19 protein-coding genes are annotated in these 17,457 nt (G+C 59.0%); 3 read left to right on the top strand and 16 right to left on the bottom strand.

The features are described 5' to 3' along the window. Positions 1-36: 36 nt before the first annotated feature. The 6 genes from ACVINW_RS17970 to nifH form a co-directional block, all read right to left on the bottom strand. A complete protein-coding gene (locus ACVINW_RS17970; RefSeq protein ID WP_456752532.1) occupies positions 37-1,344 on the bottom strand; it encodes an FAD-dependent monooxygenase in 1,308 nt (435 codons plus the stop codon). Positions 1,345-1,356: 12 nt separating this feature from the next. Then, positions 1,357-2,463, bottom strand: coding sequence for an electron transfer flavoprotein subunit alpha/FixB family protein (locus tag ACVINW_RS17965; protein ID WP_456752531.1), 1,107 nt, complete (start codon positions 2,461-2,463; stop codon positions 1,357-1,359). A gap of 952 nt (positions 2,464-3,415) precedes the next feature. Next, a complete protein-coding gene (gene nifW / locus ACVINW_RS17960) occupies positions 3,416-3,757 on the bottom strand; it encodes a nitrogenase stabilizing/protective protein NifW (protein ID WP_456752530.1) in 342 nt (113 codons plus the stop codon). 181 nt (positions 3,758-3,938) lie between these two features. After that, entirely contained in the window at positions 3,939-5,126 is a 1,188-nt protein-coding gene (gene nifV, locus ACVINW_RS17955) for a homocitrate synthase (RefSeq protein ID WP_456756429.1), read from the bottom strand. Positions 5,127-5,494: 368 nt separating this feature from the next. Next, on the bottom strand, positions 5,495-6,184 hold the full coding sequence (locus tag ACVINW_RS17950; RefSeq protein ID WP_456756428.1) for a nitrogen fixation protein NifQ: 690 nt from the start codon (positions 6,182-6,184) through the stop codon (positions 5,495-5,497). A 169-nt stretch (positions 6,185-6,353) separates the two neighbouring features. Beyond that, positions 6,354-7,238, bottom strand: a complete 885-nt coding sequence (nifH, locus tag ACVINW_RS17945) for a nitrogenase iron protein (RefSeq protein ID WP_456752529.1) — start codon at positions 7,236-7,238, stop codon at positions 6,354-6,356. A gap of 364 nt (positions 7,239-7,602) precedes the next feature. Here nifH and ACVINW_RS17940 point away from each other — a divergent pair, with 364 nt between their 5' ends. The 3 genes from ACVINW_RS17940 to ACVINW_RS17930 all read left to right on the top strand — a co-directional run bounded on the left by ACVINW_RS17940 (position 7,603) and on the right by ACVINW_RS17930 (position 9,712). Then, positions 7,603-7,749: a hypothetical protein gene (locus tag ACVINW_RS17940; protein ID WP_456752528.1), complete on the top strand. Its 147-nt coding sequence runs from the start codon at positions 7,603-7,605 to the stop codon at positions 7,747-7,749. A 344-nt stretch (positions 7,750-8,093) separates the two neighbouring features. Then, positions 8,094-8,501, top strand: coding sequence for an ArsC/Spx/MgsR family protein (locus tag ACVINW_RS17935; protein ID WP_456752527.1), 408 nt, complete (start codon positions 8,094-8,096; stop codon positions 8,499-8,501). A gap of 479 nt (positions 8,502-8,980) precedes the next feature. Beyond that, the gene (locus tag ACVINW_RS17930; protein WP_456752526.1) at positions 8,981-9,712 is read left to right on the top strand and encodes an OmpW/AlkL family protein; all 732 of its coding nucleotides are present in this window, start codon (positions 8,981-8,983) and stop codon (positions 9,710-9,712) included. A 560-nt stretch (positions 9,713-10,272) separates the two neighbouring features. Here the strand turns inward: ACVINW_RS17930 and ACVINW_RS17925 are convergent. The 10 genes from ACVINW_RS17925 to nifB form a co-directional block, all read right to left on the bottom strand. Then, complete coding sequence (locus tag ACVINW_RS17925) at positions 10,273-10,620, bottom strand: (2Fe-2S) ferredoxin domain-containing protein (RefSeq protein WP_057018214.1); 348 nt, start codon at positions 10,618-10,620, stop codon at positions 10,273-10,275. Between the two features lie 835 nt (positions 10,621-11,455). Then, positions 11,456-11,929 carry a Rieske (2Fe-2S) protein gene (locus ACVINW_RS17920; protein ID WP_456752525.1) on the bottom strand — a complete coding sequence of 158 codons (474 nt, stop codon included), beginning with the start codon at positions 11,927-11,929 and terminating at the stop codon, positions 11,456-11,458. Then, positions 11,926-12,147, bottom strand: coding sequence for a hypothetical protein (locus ACVINW_RS17915; protein WP_456752524.1), 222 nt, complete (start codon positions 12,145-12,147; stop codon positions 11,926-11,928). Before ACVINW_RS17915 ends, ACVINW_RS17920 begins: the two co-directional genes overlap by 4 nt. A 254-nt stretch (positions 12,148-12,401) precedes the next feature. Beyond that, entirely contained in the window at positions 12,402-13,595 is a 1,194-nt protein-coding gene (locus ACVINW_RS17910; RefSeq protein WP_456756427.1) for a DegT/DnrJ/EryC1/StrS family aminotransferase, read from the bottom strand. Positions 13,596-13,605: 10 nt separating this feature from the next. Then, positions 13,606-13,869: a DUF6129 family protein gene (locus tag ACVINW_RS17905; protein ID WP_456752523.1), complete on the bottom strand. Its 264-nt coding sequence runs from the start codon at positions 13,867-13,869 to the stop codon at positions 13,606-13,608. Positions 13,870-13,903: 34 nt separating this feature from the next. After that, positions 13,904-14,263 carry a DUF3024 domain-containing protein gene (locus ACVINW_RS17900; RefSeq protein WP_456752522.1) on the bottom strand — a complete coding sequence of 120 codons (360 nt, stop codon included), beginning with the start codon at positions 14,261-14,263 and terminating at the stop codon, positions 13,904-13,906. A gap of 34 nt (positions 14,264-14,297) precedes the next feature. Then, positions 14,298-14,453 carry a nitrogen fixation protein NifZ gene (locus ACVINW_RS17895; protein WP_456756426.1) on the bottom strand — a complete coding sequence of 52 codons (156 nt, stop codon included), beginning with the start codon at positions 14,451-14,453 and terminating at the stop codon, positions 14,298-14,300. Between the two features lie 58 nt (positions 14,454-14,511). Further along, on the bottom strand, positions 14,512-14,832 hold the full coding sequence (locus ACVINW_RS17890) for a nitrogen fixation protein NifZ (RefSeq protein WP_456752521.1): 321 nt from the start codon (positions 14,830-14,832) through the stop codon (positions 14,512-14,514). Between the two features lie 532 nt (positions 14,833-15,364). Beyond that, complete coding sequence (locus tag ACVINW_RS17885) at positions 15,365-15,589, bottom strand: 4Fe-4S binding protein (protein ID WP_456752520.1); 225 nt, start codon at positions 15,587-15,589, stop codon at positions 15,365-15,367. Positions 15,590-15,598: 9 nt separating this feature from the next. Beyond that, positions 15,599-17,101, bottom strand: coding sequence for a nitrogenase cofactor biosynthesis protein NifB (nifB, locus tag ACVINW_RS17880; RefSeq protein ID WP_456756425.1), 1,503 nt, complete (start codon positions 17,099-17,101; stop codon positions 15,599-15,601). Positions 17,102-17,457 lie beyond the last annotated feature (356 nt).

The following is a 17,457-nucleotide window of genomic DNA, read 5'->3' as shown; positions in this document are numbered from 1 at the left end:
TTGACCTTCCATTGCCGGATTTCACACTGTTACCGGTCAGCGCCAGGCTCTGGCAAAGCGGCACGCATCTCCGAACAGACCTGTCCATGACCGCGCCTTGACGAAGGATTTCAGGGTCGCCTTCTCCTTTTCGACCTTCGGTGTACCGTCGACGCGTACAAAGTTCTGCATCGCCTTGGAGATAAGCTGCGGATAGGTAAGAAAGAAGTTTTGCGAATGGGTATGCATCAGCGTCGGCATGTCTTTGTACTTCTTGAGATCCTTGATGACGAAGGACTCGTCGAGCATCGTCTTGTAGAGCGACAGATTCTTTGCGGTCATCGGCTCGCGGCGCGATTTCACCTGGGCGATCGCTTCGGCCGCGATGCGGCCTGAGGTCATCGCCAGATTGGAGCCTTCGCGATGAATGGCATTGTTGAGCTGTGCCGCGTCCCCCACCACCACCCACCCCTCACCGTAGAGCTGCGGGATTGCTTTGTACCCGCCTTCGGGAATGAGATGCGCCGCATATTCCTTGACTTCGGAACCCGCGATCAGCGGCGCCACGGACGGATGCTGCTTGAAATGATCGAGCATGCCGTAAGGTGTCTGGCCGGTGCGCTGGAAATCGGCGACGAGGCAGCCGATGCCCAGCGAAATGCACTCCTTGTTGGCATAGATGAAACCCATTCCGGTCATGCCGCGGGAAATGGTGCCGGCAGCCTCTATCACGACGCCTTCGTCGCCCTTAAGATTGAAACGCGCCTCAATCGTCTCGCGGGGCAAGAAGTGCATTTCCTTCACTGCGAGCGCAACATTATCGGGCGTCGGCCGCGGGCGCAGCCCCGCCCGCGTCCCGAGGAGACCATTGACCCCTTCGGCCAGCACCACGACGTCGGCGTGTATTTCGCCGTCGCGGCGATCCGTGCGAACTCCGACGATCCTCTCATGGTCGTCCCGTACGAGCTCGGTGACTGTCGTCTCGCAGAGTACGGTCGCGCCGGCCTCCCGCACTTTCGAGGAGAACCATTTGTCAAACTGCGCGCGTATGATCGTGTATCGGTTCGGCCGCGCCTCGTTGAAGTCATCCGAGCGGTAGTGCATGCCGACATGAGAGCGATCGTCCATCATCCAGAACCGCTGTTCGACCAGATGCCGTTCGAGCGGCGCCTCCTCGCGAAACTCGGGGATCAGCTTTTCCATCATGTCGGCATAGAGGATCGCGCCCTGCACATTCTTCGATCCGGAATATTCGCCCCGCTCGAGCTGCAGCACTTTCATGCCGTGCTTGGCCATGGTCAACGCCGCCGCGTTGCCAGCCATACCGGCCCCGACTATGATCGCATCGAACCTCTCTTCAATCATCACATCTCTCCTCTAGACCGCGAGCCGGGCGCGCGAATTCGGCAAGAGCCTGGCGCGAAACGCGGCCGTCAGCGACGGGAGCAGCTGCATGGCATCACTGACGATCGCGACATGAGCGAAATCGAAGATCGGCGCGTCCTTGTCGGTATTGATCGCGACGATCAGGTCCGCCCCCTCCACGCCGACCCTGTGCTGGATCGCGCCGGAAATGCCGGCGGCAATATAGAGCTTTGGCCGGATAGTCTTGCCGGTCTGGCCGATCTGCCGGTCAGACGTCACCCATCCCTTTTGCACCAGAGGACGCGAGCAGCCGTACTCGGCGCCAAGAAGAGTTGCTAGCTCGCGCACCAGCCGAAAATTCTCGGCCGATCCCAGTCCCAAGCCGCCGGCGACGACGACATCTGCATAAGCCAGATTTGACGTTTCGGAATCGCGATCGGGAATGAACGTCAGTACTTTCGTGACGATATCGTCTTCGACAAGGCCGAGCGGATGGATGATGATACGAGCGGCGTCGCGCAGGACACGCTCCGGCATCGGCATGACGCGCGGGCGGACGGTTGCCATCTGCGGACGGTAGTTCAAGGTATAAATCGTGCAGAGCAGCGAGCCGCCAAAGGTCGGACGCGTCGCCGCAAGCGAGCCATCGGCGTCGACGTCGAGCGCGGTGCAGTCGGCGGTGAGCCCCGTCGATAAGGTGGTCGCCACGGAACCTGCAAGGTCACGACCGAGCGTCGTCGCGCCCAACAGCAAGATTTCAGGCTTGTAGGTGTTGACGAGCTCGGTTAGCGCTTTGGTATAGGACTCATTTCGGTAATCCGACAAAACATTATCGCTCACGAGATAGGCCAAATCGGCGCCATAGCAAAAAGATTCGAGTGCGGCGTTACGCGTCGGCTGCCCCTCCGGTCCAATAACGACCGCGGCGAGGTTCACCTTCAGCCTGTCGGCAAGTCTGCGCCCCGCCCCCATAAGCTCCCAGGAGACCGGATGCACCTGGCCACGCTCCTGCTCGACGAAAACCCAGACATGCTTGTAGGCTTTAAAGTGCTCCGGCAGTTCCTTTTTGGCCGCCGCGCGGCCCGCCGCCGGCGCAGCCGTTTTGGTGACATTGCTCATGTTTTGAATTCCCCTCAATAGTGCGCGCGCCCGCGCCACAGGATTGGTTTCCACTTCGGTTGGCTGACGATCACTTTTGCTCAGCAGATGGCCGGCTGATCGGTGGTCCCGCCAGCTCGGTGCTGCCCGACCGCACGACGAGAGGCGTCACCCGGGGCGAACGTGCAGAGCGAGCCATATTCCGAGAGGGCCCAGAGACAGATTTCCTGCGCGCTTCGTTCGACAAGCGCCAGCGAGGCGGCCAGGCCGCTGCGATCACCCTGGTTGGCCCTCTCCATGCTTGAGTACGCGGTTCAACTTGCTTCGCAAGGGCAGCACCTCGCTTTCGGTCTAGCGCCCCACATCGGCTGTAACGCCCCGGGTGATCTTGCCACCGCGCTATCATGCGATGAGTGCTCGGCCGCCAGCGCTGATGACCCGCGGGGGCCGACGTTGTCCGCTCTTTCTGGCGCATGTCGCTATCAGCTATGGGATAGACGTAGATTCGCGCACAAGCGGGCACCCGCCTGATGCCGACGAAGATGTGCATAGGCTTGCCAAGTGAAACGTGGACGCGCGACTTACCCGGTGGCCGCCCTCCCGGGCCCGATAGTGGCTTTAATCGAATCCATCTGGCATGGCACTGCGCGAGCGGGAGCCACGAGATGATACCGCACAACCCGGTGGGCAGTAGACGCAACGTGAAAGGTCTTCCTTCAGATCTCATTTCGGACGGCTACCATTTATTGCACCGATGACCGGATCAACACGACAACAGCAAGTGTCGTACCAGTTGCAAGAACCAGGTAAATCGGGCGAACCCAATGGCTTATGAGGCACTTGGAACGGCTGCCAATCCCCAGGACACGACCAGTTCGGACATGGGTCGGGAATACGACAGCGCCGCGCGGGTCCTGGCGGAGAGAGTTGATGGAAGGAGACGAAGCCTGCACGAGGAGCCGTCAGCGCAAGATCACTTCAACTCACTCAATGGAATAAAGGCCGTCGGCTTGCCACGATCTGAGACGGCATCCTTCAGAACCTTGAACACCCGTTGCTCGATTGGCGACGATGATACGAAGTCGGCATAGGCCTGCTCCAGCATCGCTTTGCAACGAGCCCTGATGTCAAGCTCTGCGACACCGGCGAATTGCTCATCGGCAAAATATTGTCCCATGCGCTTTAGGATGTGAAGCCGTGCGACATCGACGATCATGGGGTCGTAATCGACGCCCAGCAGTGAAAAGAACTCTTCCGCCGACGAAGCCTTGCTGAGCCGATCCAGGATACCGGTCTCCGGGTGCGAGTTACTCATCGAAAAAGTCTCCTTGAATCAGCGGGTGGACGGTCGCGAAACGGCGGCAGAGCCTGGTCATCGTAGTGCATGCCCCCTTGCGCAACCATGCGGAGGCAGGCCAGCCTTGCCGCCGATCAACGATTCCGTCCTCGCGCGCTTGGCTTTTGAATAGTCTCCCAGACGTTGCTTGGCAGGCTGGTCACGCCGGGCGGGTCTCAGAGCATCCGCACACATCGCGCCAGATCGCCACGACGGTTTCGCGCTCGACGGGTAGCTTGCGCTCGACGGCATGCTTGCGCGCTTGCGACAGGATCTGTCTGGCCTGATCGGTGCTGGCGACGAGCTGCAATTCTTTGAGCAACGCGGTGATCGCCGACAGCCCGGAATGCTTTCCGATCACAAAACGGTTGCGGCGCCCAAGCAGAACCGGATCAAGCGACTGGTAGGTGCGTTGATCCTTTAAAAGGCCATCCACATGAATGCCCGATTCATGCGTAAACACATGCTCTCCGACGATGGCCTTGTTCAGAGGAATCGCACGTGCGGCTGCGGCTGCAACCACCGCAGCGACGTTCTCGAGCTCCGACAGTATGATGCCAGTCTCGCGGCCGTAGAGCTGCTTGAGCGCGACCGCGACCTCCTCGAGCGGTGCATTTCCTGCCCGCTCGCCGAGGCCGATAACGGTTACCGAGGCGTGGCTCGCGCCCGCCTTGATGGCGGAGAGCGTATTGGCGGTTGCAAGACCAAGATCATCGTGACCATGAAACTCGAGTTCGAGATCCGTGGTCACACGCAACTTTGCAACCAGTGCGAAGGTTGTGTCCGGGTCGAGCACACTGAGCGTATCGGCGATACGAAATCTACGCGCTCCCGCCTCTTTTGCCGCTGCTACCAGTCTGATGAGAAAATCGATATCGGCGCGGGAGGAGTCCTCGCCGCCAACGGCGACCTCAAGTCCCTGCTCACGGGCGTAGCCTACTACTCGCTTCACCTGTTCCAGCGCCAGGTCGCGACAACCGCCAAGCTTGGCTGCGATCTGCACATCGGAACTCGGGATCGACATATTGACCATGGACACATTTGCTTCGATCGCGGCATCGATGTCCGCTTGCCGCATCCGGCACCAGCCTATGGTGGTCAGCGGAAGCTCCGCTTCGACGATTGCGCGGATGGCGTTGATCTCCTCGTTGCCCATCGCGGGCGTTCCCGCCTCGATCTCCGTCACGCCCGCCCGCGCCAAAGCCTGCGCGATCGCCAGCTTTTCCTCCGTGGTGAACGCAACACCAGGCGCCTGCTCACCGTCGCGTAATGTCGTGTCGTTGAGCACGGTCGGCCTGACACGCGCCTGCTCGGACCAAGCCGGTTTGGTGGTGGTGGTGGCGGCTATCACGAAGGGGGCTCCTCATTGTGTTGGACCTCCATACGGTTCAGCAACCCGCATGCCAGCCCTCCATCTTTGACCACCCGTTGAAAATATACGCTCTTCTCCTCGGTTAACCTCCTTTCGCGATTGGATTGTCGCAAACGCGACAGGTTCACGAAGCGGACTCCTCACCTTGCCTCTTGCCTCGCCGAGCTCGAATGTCGACGCGATTGCACTACCGGATGCGGAAACGTTGCGAAGCCCCGGTGGCGCGACATCGCATTGCGCGTCCGCATCGAATCGCGTTAGCCGCCTCCTCCAGCTCCGGCGAAGTTCGCGAAGCCCGCGATGAGTTATCAGATGACCGGGAGATCGAGGATCCCTGTGGCAAGTCAAATAGGCCAGTCGCCGCTGACGACCGGGCGAGCTGCCTGCAACAGAAGGTCGCGCCGGCGCTCGGCCATCCGGCTCTGGCCGCCTTCTTCGCCAAAGCAGAGATCGAAGTCGTCACATTGCGTGCACACGGGGGTTGTGCACATGACCAGGCCTTCATCCTCGCATAGCGAGCGGTAAAAGAAGCGCTTCCAGCGCATATTATTGATATTGCGCGCGGCGAGGGGCGCGAAGTGGCGGCTTAGTAGCCGCGAGAGTTCGCCACGATTGCGCAATCCGAGATCTTCCCACAAGTGGTCTGGCTCGATGGAGCGGCGGGCGATCATCGCGGCCAGCCAGCCGCCGATATGCCCTTCCGTCGAGCGTTGCTTGAGCAAGAGATCGCGCAACATGGAGATTTCGTCATTTTCAACGCAATTAGACGCCAGGAGCCGCTCCGAGATCTTGACCTCAACCGACGGAAAATAGAGCCCCAGGAGAACGGCCAGCTCGTGGCCGGACAGGCCGGCCTTCTCGGGAAGCGCGCCACCATCCATCGAAGCGGCCGCCAGGATTGACGCCAGGACATGGCAATCGAAATTGCTGTCGGTGGCAATGTCGGCATCTTGAGGAGGCACGCCAATAAGCGCTCGGTAAGTTGTAATTCCTCGCTGCACATCGCTGCTCGCATCGACGGCGCAAGCAGTCATAAACGGAAGGAAGTGCATTTCGGGCATGATGTTTTGGGCTCTCGCAGCAGTCACGTTTGCCCCGCCCCGTTCTGGCTGGTCGGGTGCCGTCAGAATGCCGGTCTCCTGGATGGGGGGTGAGGAGACCGGCATCCGTCGCGCGCCTTCGCAAGGCCGCGACCCGCGCCCCTTACGAGGCCGCGAGTTCGGCGGCGGTCTTGCCGATGATGGATTCGTCGACCGCCTTCATTATGCCATGCTCCATCAGCATGTCCTCGAGCTCGTCCATGGAGATCGGGGTCGGAATGATGCCCTTGCCACCATTGTTGTGAACCTTGGTCGCAAGATTGCGATAGTGATCGGCCTGCTGCGAATCGGGCGCATACTCCAGCACCGTCATGCGCCGCAGCTCGGCATGCTGCACGACATTGTCGCGCGGCACGAAGTAGATCAGCTGAGTGCCTAACTTCTTCGCCAGCGCCTCCGCCAGTTCCAGCTCCTTATCGGTCTGCCGCTCATTACAGACCAGGCCACCCAGCCGCACGCCGCCCGAGTTGGCGTATTTCAGGATGCCCTTGGAGATGTTGTTTGCGGCATACATCGCCATCATTTCACCCGACATGACGATATAGATTTCCTGCGCCTTGTTCTCGCGGATTGGCATCGCGAAGCCCCCGCAAACGACGTCGCCGAGCACGTCGTAGGAGACATAGTCGATGTTCTCGTAGGCGCCGTTCTCCTCCAGGAAATTGATCGAGGTGATGACGCCGCGGCCGGCACAGCCGACACCGGGCTCAGGACCACCGGACTCCACGCAGCGGATGTCCCTGTAGCCGACCTTCATCACATCCTCGAGTTCGAGATCTTCCACGCTGCCGGCACTCGCTGCAAGGCTCAAGATCGTGTCCTGCGCCTTGGCATGCAGGATCAGGCGGGTCGAATCCGCCTTAGGATCGCATCCCACAATCAGGATTTTCTGGCCCATCTCGGCCAGTGCCGCCAACGTGTTCTGGGAAGTGGTCGACTTGCCGATGCCGCCCTTTCCGTAGAACGCGATTTGTCTCAGTGAAGACATGTAGTTCTCCATCAACCGATTTGCCAAAAGTTGCGTGCTTCCTACACGCGAGCTTGTTTCTCTTGCAGAAACGAGGCACACGGGTTCAAGGGAAGGAGCGCATCGCTCGTCTTACGCGTCGGCGTGCACCCAGCCCTCACTCAGTGTTGCTGCCGGTTAATAGCAACCGCCATGCCAACGCTATCCCCGCCCATTAAGCTTCTGATTAAGTTCTAAAAAGCCAACCGTCCGCAGAGTAACCCCAAGGCGCTTTGGACCGGACGGGATCTTCGCGGCTGTCAGGAAACGAACAACGGCAACACGCATCGACCGGGAAACCGCTGCTTGGCATGACCTGATCCAATGCCCTTGAATGGAACGGGACTTGCTCCTGTTGTTGCAAGCTGGTGGTCAGCAATTTGCGGAGGAAGAGATGCAGGTCGAAGTCGGAACCTCTAAGGCAAGTGGCCCGGCGAGAGTGTTCGTGGCCGAGGATGACGAAATCAATTGTGCGACCGAACTCAACTCCTGACCCAGCTAGTCAGATCGACGCATAACCTTGCTGACAGCAAGTAACGCGCGATCGCCTGCGAAATCGAAGCTAACTGAGGCCTGTTTCGCGCTTCGCTATGAGACATAAGAGCCCGATGCTCGTTGATAAGCTGGCGGCCCAATCTCTAGCTGGTTCGGATCTTGCTCGTTCGCGAGTCACCTCGGGAGATCACGGCCGTCGATCGCGCTAAGGTCGGTGCACGCACGGTACGGTGCTTAAGCCACTGACGGGTGATGGTGCGCAAGAGAGTGTCAAGATGCGCTTTCGGACGTAGCGGAACCGCCGCCGACCGTTCAGCTCGGCGCAGCAAAATGAGGTACACCATGGCGACAATCCTTTTTTATCAGAAGCCCGGCTGTGTCACCAATGCGCGTCAGATGCTGGCGCTGAAGGCCGCTGGCCACGACCTGATAGCCAAGGATATATTGAAGGAGCCATGGGCTGCGGAGGACTTGCGAAGCTTCTTCGGCGATATGCCGATCGCATACTGGTTCAACCGAGCCGCGCCTCGCATCAAGTTGGGGGACATTAATCCTGACACAATCGACGCCACGAGTGCACTCGCGGCGATGCTGGCAGATCCGCTCCTGATCAGACGACCGCTGATCGACGCCGACGGCGCAAGATGCGCCGGATTCGATCATGAACCCGTGTTCTCGCTTCTTGGTCGGGATGCGCAAGATGATCTTGAGGCGTGCTCCAACGAACAACAGGGCACGCACTGTCCATAGATGCGAGGAAACGATCGATCATACTATTATTGGAACGCCAACATCCGAACAACAATCCTCTCGCTTCCGCCCGTTTTCAGAATGGCGGTACAGTCACTGAGAACGCCGGCTTGCGTGGCTCTTCTTAGCCAAAGCGGTCCAGACTGCTCGGCTTGAATACGATCTTTCCGTCGCCCGCTTGTGTGAGACCGCCGCAGTTCGATCGCGTTTGTCGCACATGATGTCTTCAGCTTGAATCCGACCGGAGCTTTACGCCGAGACGCGGTTTATTGAATAGATTCGGCTCAGACAGAACATTGAACTGAATAACGGCCCGGACAAGAGGACGCGAACCTTCGCAGTCGTGATCCTTATGCAACGTGGCTGCAGAATTACGCTACGTCCGCCGCTATTTGATCAGCATCAAATCCTTCGCCGTCTGCCCTGTGTGACAGAGATATCGCGCGACTCCTCGCGCGAACTTTGGAGTGGAGAATTCGATGAGGACAACGACAATTCTGACAACGGCGTGGCTACTTGCGCTCGCGACCCCGCTGGCCAGCATCCCGGTACAGGCCGCGGACCTGGCGCGGGCCCCGATCTACTACAAAGCACCTCAGATTGAGCCCTTCAATCCGTGGATGATCCGCTTGCGCGCGCTTGGCGTTTTGCCGGATACCGCAGGAAGCTCCGTCAATGTTGCCGGGGCGCCGGCGCTGTCCTCGCCCGCCTCCGGACTATCGATCAGCGACCAAGTCGTACCGGAGCTCGATATCACCTATTTCTTCACAAATAACGTTGCCGCCGAACTCATTCTCGGCGTAACCCGTCATCACGTTAGCGGCACGGGCACGCTAAATGGTCTAGATGTCGGCAAAGCTTGGCTGTTGCCGCCAACCCTGACTCTGCAATATCATTTCACCGATTTCGGCCGGTTGAAGCCCTACATCGGCGCGGGCATCAACTACACCGTATTCTTCAACCAATCCGCGGCCAACACGTCGTTCGCTGGCTCTACCGTGACGGATTTGCACATCAGCAACAAATTTGGTGCGGCGGTCCAATTCGGCTTCGATTATATGCTTGACCGTCATTGGGGCCTCAACTTCGACGTGAAGAAATTGTGGTTGCGACCGAATTATTCGGCGACCGTAAACAATGTAATTGCTGTCACCGGCCGCGCCAATATCGACCCATGGCTCGTCAGCGGCGGCATCACTTACAAGTTCTAAAGCTAAAAACTCGTTTCCGTGAACTTCTCGGACGCGCCGCGTCGTCTGGCGCGTCTCCCCGCTGCAGTGCAGTACAAAGGCGAGCGGGACGATGTGTAAAAAGACACGTCGTTTCGCCGAAGGCCGGGATCCATTCGCAGCATTGCTCTCGCTGTGAACTGCGGATGTTGCGGAAAATGACGCAGCATAAACAGATCGAGCCAATAGCGGTCAATAAAATCCTAATCGTGTTTACTTCTCGGCGGAAGCAGAAGCGGTCGCCCTGCTTATCGGAGCCGAGAAGTCAAACCGGCACGCCCACCGCGTGAAACGATCGCGCTTGCAACAGACTTGAGTTCAGGGCAACGGCCCCGATCATGAACAGGACTCCGGTCGAGGCTTTCCTCTTACCGGATGATCCGGATCCAGGGCCATAACGACGGTCAGTAGTCCGCCGCTGCGCACGTGCTGGAAGCGTCAGGGGCGTCGGGTCATCATGAGACATGCCGAGATGCCAGCCGCTGGGCTTATAAGCTGCCCATATTGTCGACGGCCGGGCAAGCGGCGGCAAAGAGGGGCCTTTAGCTTCGCCTCAGCACCATCACGAGGCGGTCGACACGTTTGCCCTGCTTGAGATGGGAGTCTACGATTTCATCAACGTCCTCAGGCGTGGTCGCGCGATACCAGACCCCGTCTGGATACACGACCATCAAAGGACCGGAGTTACAAAAGCCAAGGCAGCCCGCCACGGTGAAACCGACATCAGTGAGACCTTGGGCTTCGATTGCCTTACCCATCCGATCCCAGAGAGCCTGCGCGCCAGAAGCGCCGCAGCTGCCGTGCGGATGATCGGGCGGACGCTGCGTATGGCAGGCAAAGACGTGATGCCGATAAAGTTGAGGAAGCTCGAATTCGGTTTCTGCGTTCATACGCCCATCCTGCAATCAACGGCTTCATCTGAAAGAGACAAGATCCCGGCGCATCCGGCCAAAGCCTCTTCTCTTTAATCGAACGCCGCATCGACCGTGACCAATTCCCACTCGTGCTTGCGAAGGCAGGCGAAATGAGCGGGCGACATATTGATGATCATCGCTGACGATCAGCGACAGATGCTTGCCATATGAAACAACCCGCCATGATCGATTTCAGCGCTGTGACCTTCTTTGCCGACCATCCAATTCCCCAAGCAAGTTCCGCACCAGATACGTGGCGCTTGTTTCTCCAACAATTTCATTCTCCGCTCCCACACATCTGACAATTATGCCGAGCTTGCGACAATGTCGCCCTCCTCTGTTTCGTGCATGACAAATGTTACATCGCGTTCGACACTCCCCCGCTTCAGCCTTTTGCAGTTCGTACGCAGCGCGCCCACGTCCCCGTTAACGCTTCGACCTTGGCCGTCGCCGTCGGCTGATGCGGTGGCGGCGACCGCCAAGGCCAACGCATAAACGGAGGCTTGGCATTGCAATTGCTACGCCCGCTTCAGCGGTCGCTAAAAAATCGGGACATAAGGAAAACTCGGAACACAGGATCGTCATTCCTCCAGACTAAACGGTCCTGTCAGTCTGGGCCTCCCCATTTCACGCAGCCCAGACGGTGCCCTCGGCGAACTTGTCGCCGAGGGCATTTCCTTTCGAAGATTCTATCCCTCGGCCGCAATGACCCTGCTGAATCCATGGTAAGTTAGCGCCAGACACCTCGTTGGTGCCGCTATTCGGCGATGCGCCTTAAAGCGACTAGAGTAGCGGCCAACTGACACGCCTGTTAATCAGGATGGATCGTAATTTCCATGGTTTCGTCGCCGTCCTCGAACGTATCGTACAACCGATCGTCCTCCAGTAACCTGACGCCGCACAGGCAGACGTCACCGTCGATGATTGCGAGCGCGACCGGTTCGAGCGTTTGTCCATTGCAGGGACCTTCGATGCATAGCCCGGTGTCGATCTCAAATCTCGCACCGTGCCTGCCACATCTGAGAAAGGAGCGGTCAGAGGAGAAAAACTCGCCGGAGCCGATGTTGAGCCATAAGCTGTCATGCGGACAGCGATTGACGTACCCTAAATAGTCGTCGTCGAACGTGCGAACCACAATAATTGGAAACGGGCGGCTCTCGCCGCCGCCGTCGACTCGCGACAAGCTGAAGCTCCTGGCGCCACTTCGCTCGATGGCATCGGCGGGACACACGGCGAACACCGCGATCCGGTCACTCACCGGGTTGCCAGTCATCTCTTTGCTCATCCGGGCCTCGCAGTTTCCTGCTTGAAGGCTTCGACCGTAGTCCGGGCCAGCCGAAAAGCGCCGCGGCCACGAGCGAGCGGTCGATAATTCGAGCCGGCGCGGGTGTTGAGGACATCAAACCACTGGTCCGGCGTGAGTTTCGCCGGGCGCTCGCTGATTTGGATCACCCTCCCGTTCGGACCGAAGCGGACGTGAATGATGACTTGTTGCGGGTCCATTGCAATTCCTTATTTAGCCGACTTTAAAGACCCGAGCCCGAGGATCTCAATTGCGAATAGCTCGGCTTCCAGCAGCTTCGCGTGTGGCCTCGAGCCGTGGATTTCAGACCGCGCCTCGCTAGTTTCGAGCAAGTCTTCTTCGTGCTCACGGGCCTGTCCTTGGTCGTTCGCCTTGCTCATCTGGCGCGATGAAGCACAACTACGATCATCGCTATTCAAATGCTCGTCCTTCCGGGTGGTGGATGACCCGCATCTCAGTAGATCGCTGCACCCGCGCCCACGTTGATCGACGCATCTTTCATGGTTTCGACAATAAACTCGATCTTGTCGTTCGAGAGATGGGCGTGAAACGGCAACGCCAGGGCGCGATCGGCGATCTTTTCGGTAACCAGCAAATCGCCACGTCGATAGCCGAGGTCGAAATAGTGGCGTTGCAAGTGCAGAGGATGGTTATATGCGACGGATTCGATTTGGGCGGCGCGCAGATCCTCGACGATGGCGTCGCGACCGGATCGCGTGAAGCGCGTTCCTAGATGGACGAGATAGAGCAACCAGTTCACCTCGGTCACATGAGGGCCTATGTAAGGCGGCTTGATACCTTCAAATGATTGCATATGCGCGCTATAGAGCTGCTCCACCAGTCGACGACGCTCCAGGATTTCATCGAGGCGCTTGAGCTGCGCCAGCCCCAAGGCTGCCGTGAGATCGCTCATGCCGGCCTGGGACGGTGCTGTGGCACCGACGATCACGGAGGAGCGTTCGTCCAGCCGGTGGGCGCGATAGCGACGCAAGCCAAACGCGAGATCGATATCGTCCGTTACCACCATTGCGCCTTCGCCACAGCTTAGGGCCAGGGGTTGGGCAAGGTCGAAAACTGCCAGATCACCAAACCGGCCGACGAGTTCACCCTTGTACCGCGATCCGATTGCTTCGGTGGAATCCTCCAAAAGCGCCAGGTGATGGCGCTGCGCGATCGCCCGCAGTTCTGACCACGGCGCGGGATGGCCGTTGGCATTACCGGCGACAATCGCCCGCGTTTTGGCCGTGATGCGCTCTTCGGCTTTCTCTGGCAGCAATGTTCCCGACCAATAGTCGATGTCGGCGAACACCGCCCGCGCGCCTGCAAGACCGATCGCATGGACCGTCTCGCGAAAGGAATAAGCCGAGGCAATGACCTCATGCCCTGGCCCGACGCCGAGCGCCTTGAGCGCCAGCAGCAGCCCGATGGTACCGCTCGACACTGCTACCGCATATTTGCGGCCAAGATAGAATGCAAAGGCCTGCTCGAACGCCTCGGTGACCCGCCCATTGGAGATCTGCGGCGAGCACAGAAGCGCTTCCACGGCGGAGAGCTCGGCGAAGCTGATATCGGGATCGGACAGTGGAATGAAGGATGTATTTGCATCCTTTCCGTCCGGGCCATCAAGCCGATGCTCTGCCAGCTCAATTCCGTTCACCCTACGTATTCCTCTTCGCTAACACGATAGCAGTCGCTCGTTTCGGATCGGCTGTAATCTGCAAGCAGTGATCCGACCCGTCGAGCAAATGCAGATCAAAACGAGGAAACTGCCGGAACGGCTGATCCGACACATCCGACGCATCGCAGCGAACGCATGCAAGTTGCGGAAAGCGGCGCCGCAGCTCGACGAAGGGGCCCGTGTCGGCGTCATCGACCGCAAGCAGCCGCTCGATTTCGATCAGTTCCTCCGCAGTGAGCACCATCGTGACGTCTCCATGATTGGTCGACGGCAATTCGTCACTGCCAGAACAAGCGCTCGGGATCCGCGTTCAATTCGTCGATCGCTGAACCCAGGCGGTGGTAAAGGCTGTAAAACTCCCAGATTCCTTGCGCGTGGTTCTTGCAAAACACCTTCCAGATCCCGCTCACGGCATCATAAAGAATCAGCGCGACATCAATGAGGCCGCCATCCTTGTCAATATTGCGCGAGCAACAGGGACTCTCAACCAGATAGCCACCTTTCACCGGCGTCACGTTCGGCGAGACATAGAGATAGTGATTGCGCGAGCTCAAGCCGCGCTCGATCCGCTTGCGATCCAGCTCGTTTGGGTGAGGGACCAGCCCGGTCTTTGCCTTCCTCATCAGCCCGGCATTCATCGCGAAAGCCCCCTCAAAGCAACGTGATTTCCTCTTAAAGACAGCCAGTGAGCCGCCGCTCACCAAAATCGACAGTATAGACCGGCACGCCCGCCTCGGTATGGATAGCGACCCTGACGATCTCGCCGGTTGCTCCGGCGCCGAGCACGAGCCCGTCGGGCTCGGTATCGGGTAACGAGCCTTCGTTGATGAGGCCGACTGCGGCTTTGCCGCGCTGGCCCGCCGATACTTCGGAAAGCGGACCTCAGTCATGACATAGTCTCTTCCGGCAATCGCAGATCATCGATCTCCTCGCATGCGTCCACCGGCTCAAGCTCCTTGCGCTTCATGCCAACGCGGTAACCGCTTTCGAGAAACTCGACGCCGTAGATGTAGAATTGCTGCAGGAACGTGCCGATCGAGACGACGTAACCCACCTCTCCCTTCTTGACCAGAATCTCGCCAATCTCCTTGCCACGATATGTGCCATCGTTGCGGATGGTACGATTTGCGCGCACCTTTTCGCTAAAGCCGAAGACAGGCGGCCCGCTGAGCTCGACGACGTCGCTGTCGCGGACGATTTTATTCATGGACCGCTCCCCTCGTGGACATGCAGGGACGCTGCCGTATCAGCGCAAGCGAGGTCCTGCATCGATTTGCCTTTATCTCCATCTGCCGATTCACCCGCGGTAATTGAGCGCGCCACTGCATGGTAGACGTGCGGGCCAAGGCACCCTGTGGAGCAGTTAGCGCCCCGGCAACAGGCGCTGTATGTTCTCGAACCGCACCGGGGGCGTCCAGGTCGTTCGCTGCGGCTCGCGGCCGCTCACTGGAGACGCCGCGCGCTACGATGTGGCGGAAGCCGAGCTCCTCGTCGCTCATCAATCGGCCGAGCGGCCGCAGCGCGATGTGGTGCGACACGGCGCGACTAAACTCAAAGGTATGGTCGGCCAGCATCAGCGTCACTCGGTTGCATCAAATGGAGCTCTAGCCCGGATGGCAAGGCTGCGATGGCCCTCGTTTCGTCGCCGCAGAACCAGGCGCATGGTTCATGCGCCTTCTCGGGTACGGTTTCGTCCACGTCATCAAGCGGCGGCAGCAATCGGTTCATGGAGCTCCCCTTTAGGCTGGCGCGTGGTACCGCGGCCATGACGTGTCAATGACGCAGGTATTGTCGACCGGACAGGCAGCAACACATTGCGGCTCTTCGAAATAGCCAATGCATTCGGTGCATTTCGCCGGTTCAATGACGAAGCTCCCGGCCTTCTCCGAGATTGCAACGTTCGGGCACAATGGCTCGCAGGCTGAGCAGCTCGTACACTGCGAGGCGATGATCTTGAATGGCACGCAACCTCCTCACGCCGCAGAGTTCAGGGCTCCCTGTCGAATCGACGCATCGCCGCGCTTCACGTGCCGGATCTCACCGCTTTTCACCTGGTCGAGATAGCACCGGAACCAGGCGATCGCCGACTTCTCGATGAACTCATGCGCGTACTGATCGACCGGCTCGATTCCAGCCTTGATCAGTTTGCTTTTCGGGCCGCCGCCGATCCTGGCCACGAAGACCGCATGGCAATCATTGATACCGCGGATGATGGTCGAAAGCCTATCCTGCTCCCCATAGCCGCCCTGGCAGTAGACATCCACACGGCGGTGGCCGACGAATTTTGCGCCGGAAGTGGAAAGTTCGTAGATTTGGAATTCCTTCGCATGTCCAAAGTGCTCGTTGATTAGTCCCGAGCCTTTGGTTGCGACTGCCACCAGAAGCGAGATCTCACTCGTCTCCTCAGCCAATTTCCCGAGTTCCTCGTTGTTGGCCGCGGCTTTGGCGGCACGCTCATCCTCTACCCGGTCTCGATAAGCCTGGCGCACATCGAGGTCATATTCGACGTCCATCTTCATGACCTGGTCAGTGGTAAACTCTGCGCTGCGATCCTCTCCGAGTAGACCCACAGCATCGGCCCGGCACTGACGACAGTGGCGCATCATATTTATCTCCCCTTCACACGCATCCTGCAGCGTCTTCAATTCCTGCGCTGTCGGCCCGCGCTGACCGTTGAGGCCGAATACTGTTCCGTACTCGGGTGCGGAGATCAGCGGCATGATATTGTGAAGGAAGGCGCCTCGGGACTTCACCGCCTTGTTGACTGCGACTAGGTGATGATCGTTGATATGCGGGATCATCACAGAGTTGACCTTGCACAGGATCCCCCGTTCGCTGAGCATCTCCAGGCCTTGCAGCTGGCGATCAGTGAGTATCCTTGCCGCGTCGATGCCGATGTGGCGTCTGTGGTCGAAGAAGATCCATGGATAGATCTTGGCCCCGATTTCGGGATCGATCGTGTTGATGGTGATCGTGACATGGTCAATCTTGGACTTGGCGATGACGTCAACATAATCGGGCAGACTCAACCCATTGGTTGATAGACACAGCTTGATGTCCGGAGCCGCTTTGGCGACGAGTTCGAACGTCTTGAACGTCTTCTCTGGATTGGCCAATGGGTCACCGGGACCGGCGATGCCAAGCACGGTCATCTGGGGAATGGTGGCCGCAACCGCAAGCACTTTCTTGACCGCCTGCTCAGGCGTGAGCTTCTCGCTCGCCACGCCCGGGCGCGATTCGTTGGCGCAGTCGTATTTTCGGTTGCAGTAATTGCACTGGATGTTGCAGGCTGGCGCCACAGCGACGTGCATGCGGGCGTAGTGATGATGCGCCTCTTCGCTGTAGCAGGGATGGTTCTTCACTTTTTCCCAGATCTCGGTCTGCAGATCGCCTTGCCCGGCCCGCGAGCCACAACTCGCTTGGCCAATGTTGGACGAGGTGCGGCAGCCCTTATGCTCGGCGGCCGGCTGCACCATCTTGCCGGCATCTACCGCAGCTTCGGCATGTTTCCCGCGTCCAACGACCGCGTTCATTGTCCATTTCTCCCTGCGCGCAATCATCGGCTTCCCCGGACCAGCCCCGAGAGCCTCAGGAAGATCAGTAGCAACTCGCATGCCATCGCGGACACAATGACGTTGCAGCTATGTGCCAACGAGTTAGCGGAAGTCTCAACACCCAGGCATGCAGGACCAGCAATGATGCGGGTGTAGGAAGCGCGACAGGTACGTCGTGCTTTTGACGCAGAGCTCCACGGCTGTTGCATTCATTCACGCACCAAGCTCGCGCGCTCCGGCGCCATCTCTGTTGGCCTTGATGCGATGCGGCCCCTCAC

It is taken from the genome of Bradyrhizobium sp. USDA 4461 (assembly GCF_054055655.1).
Note: the sequence above shows the minus strand (reverse complement) of the source record. Positions and strands in the feature narration are given on the sequence as shown.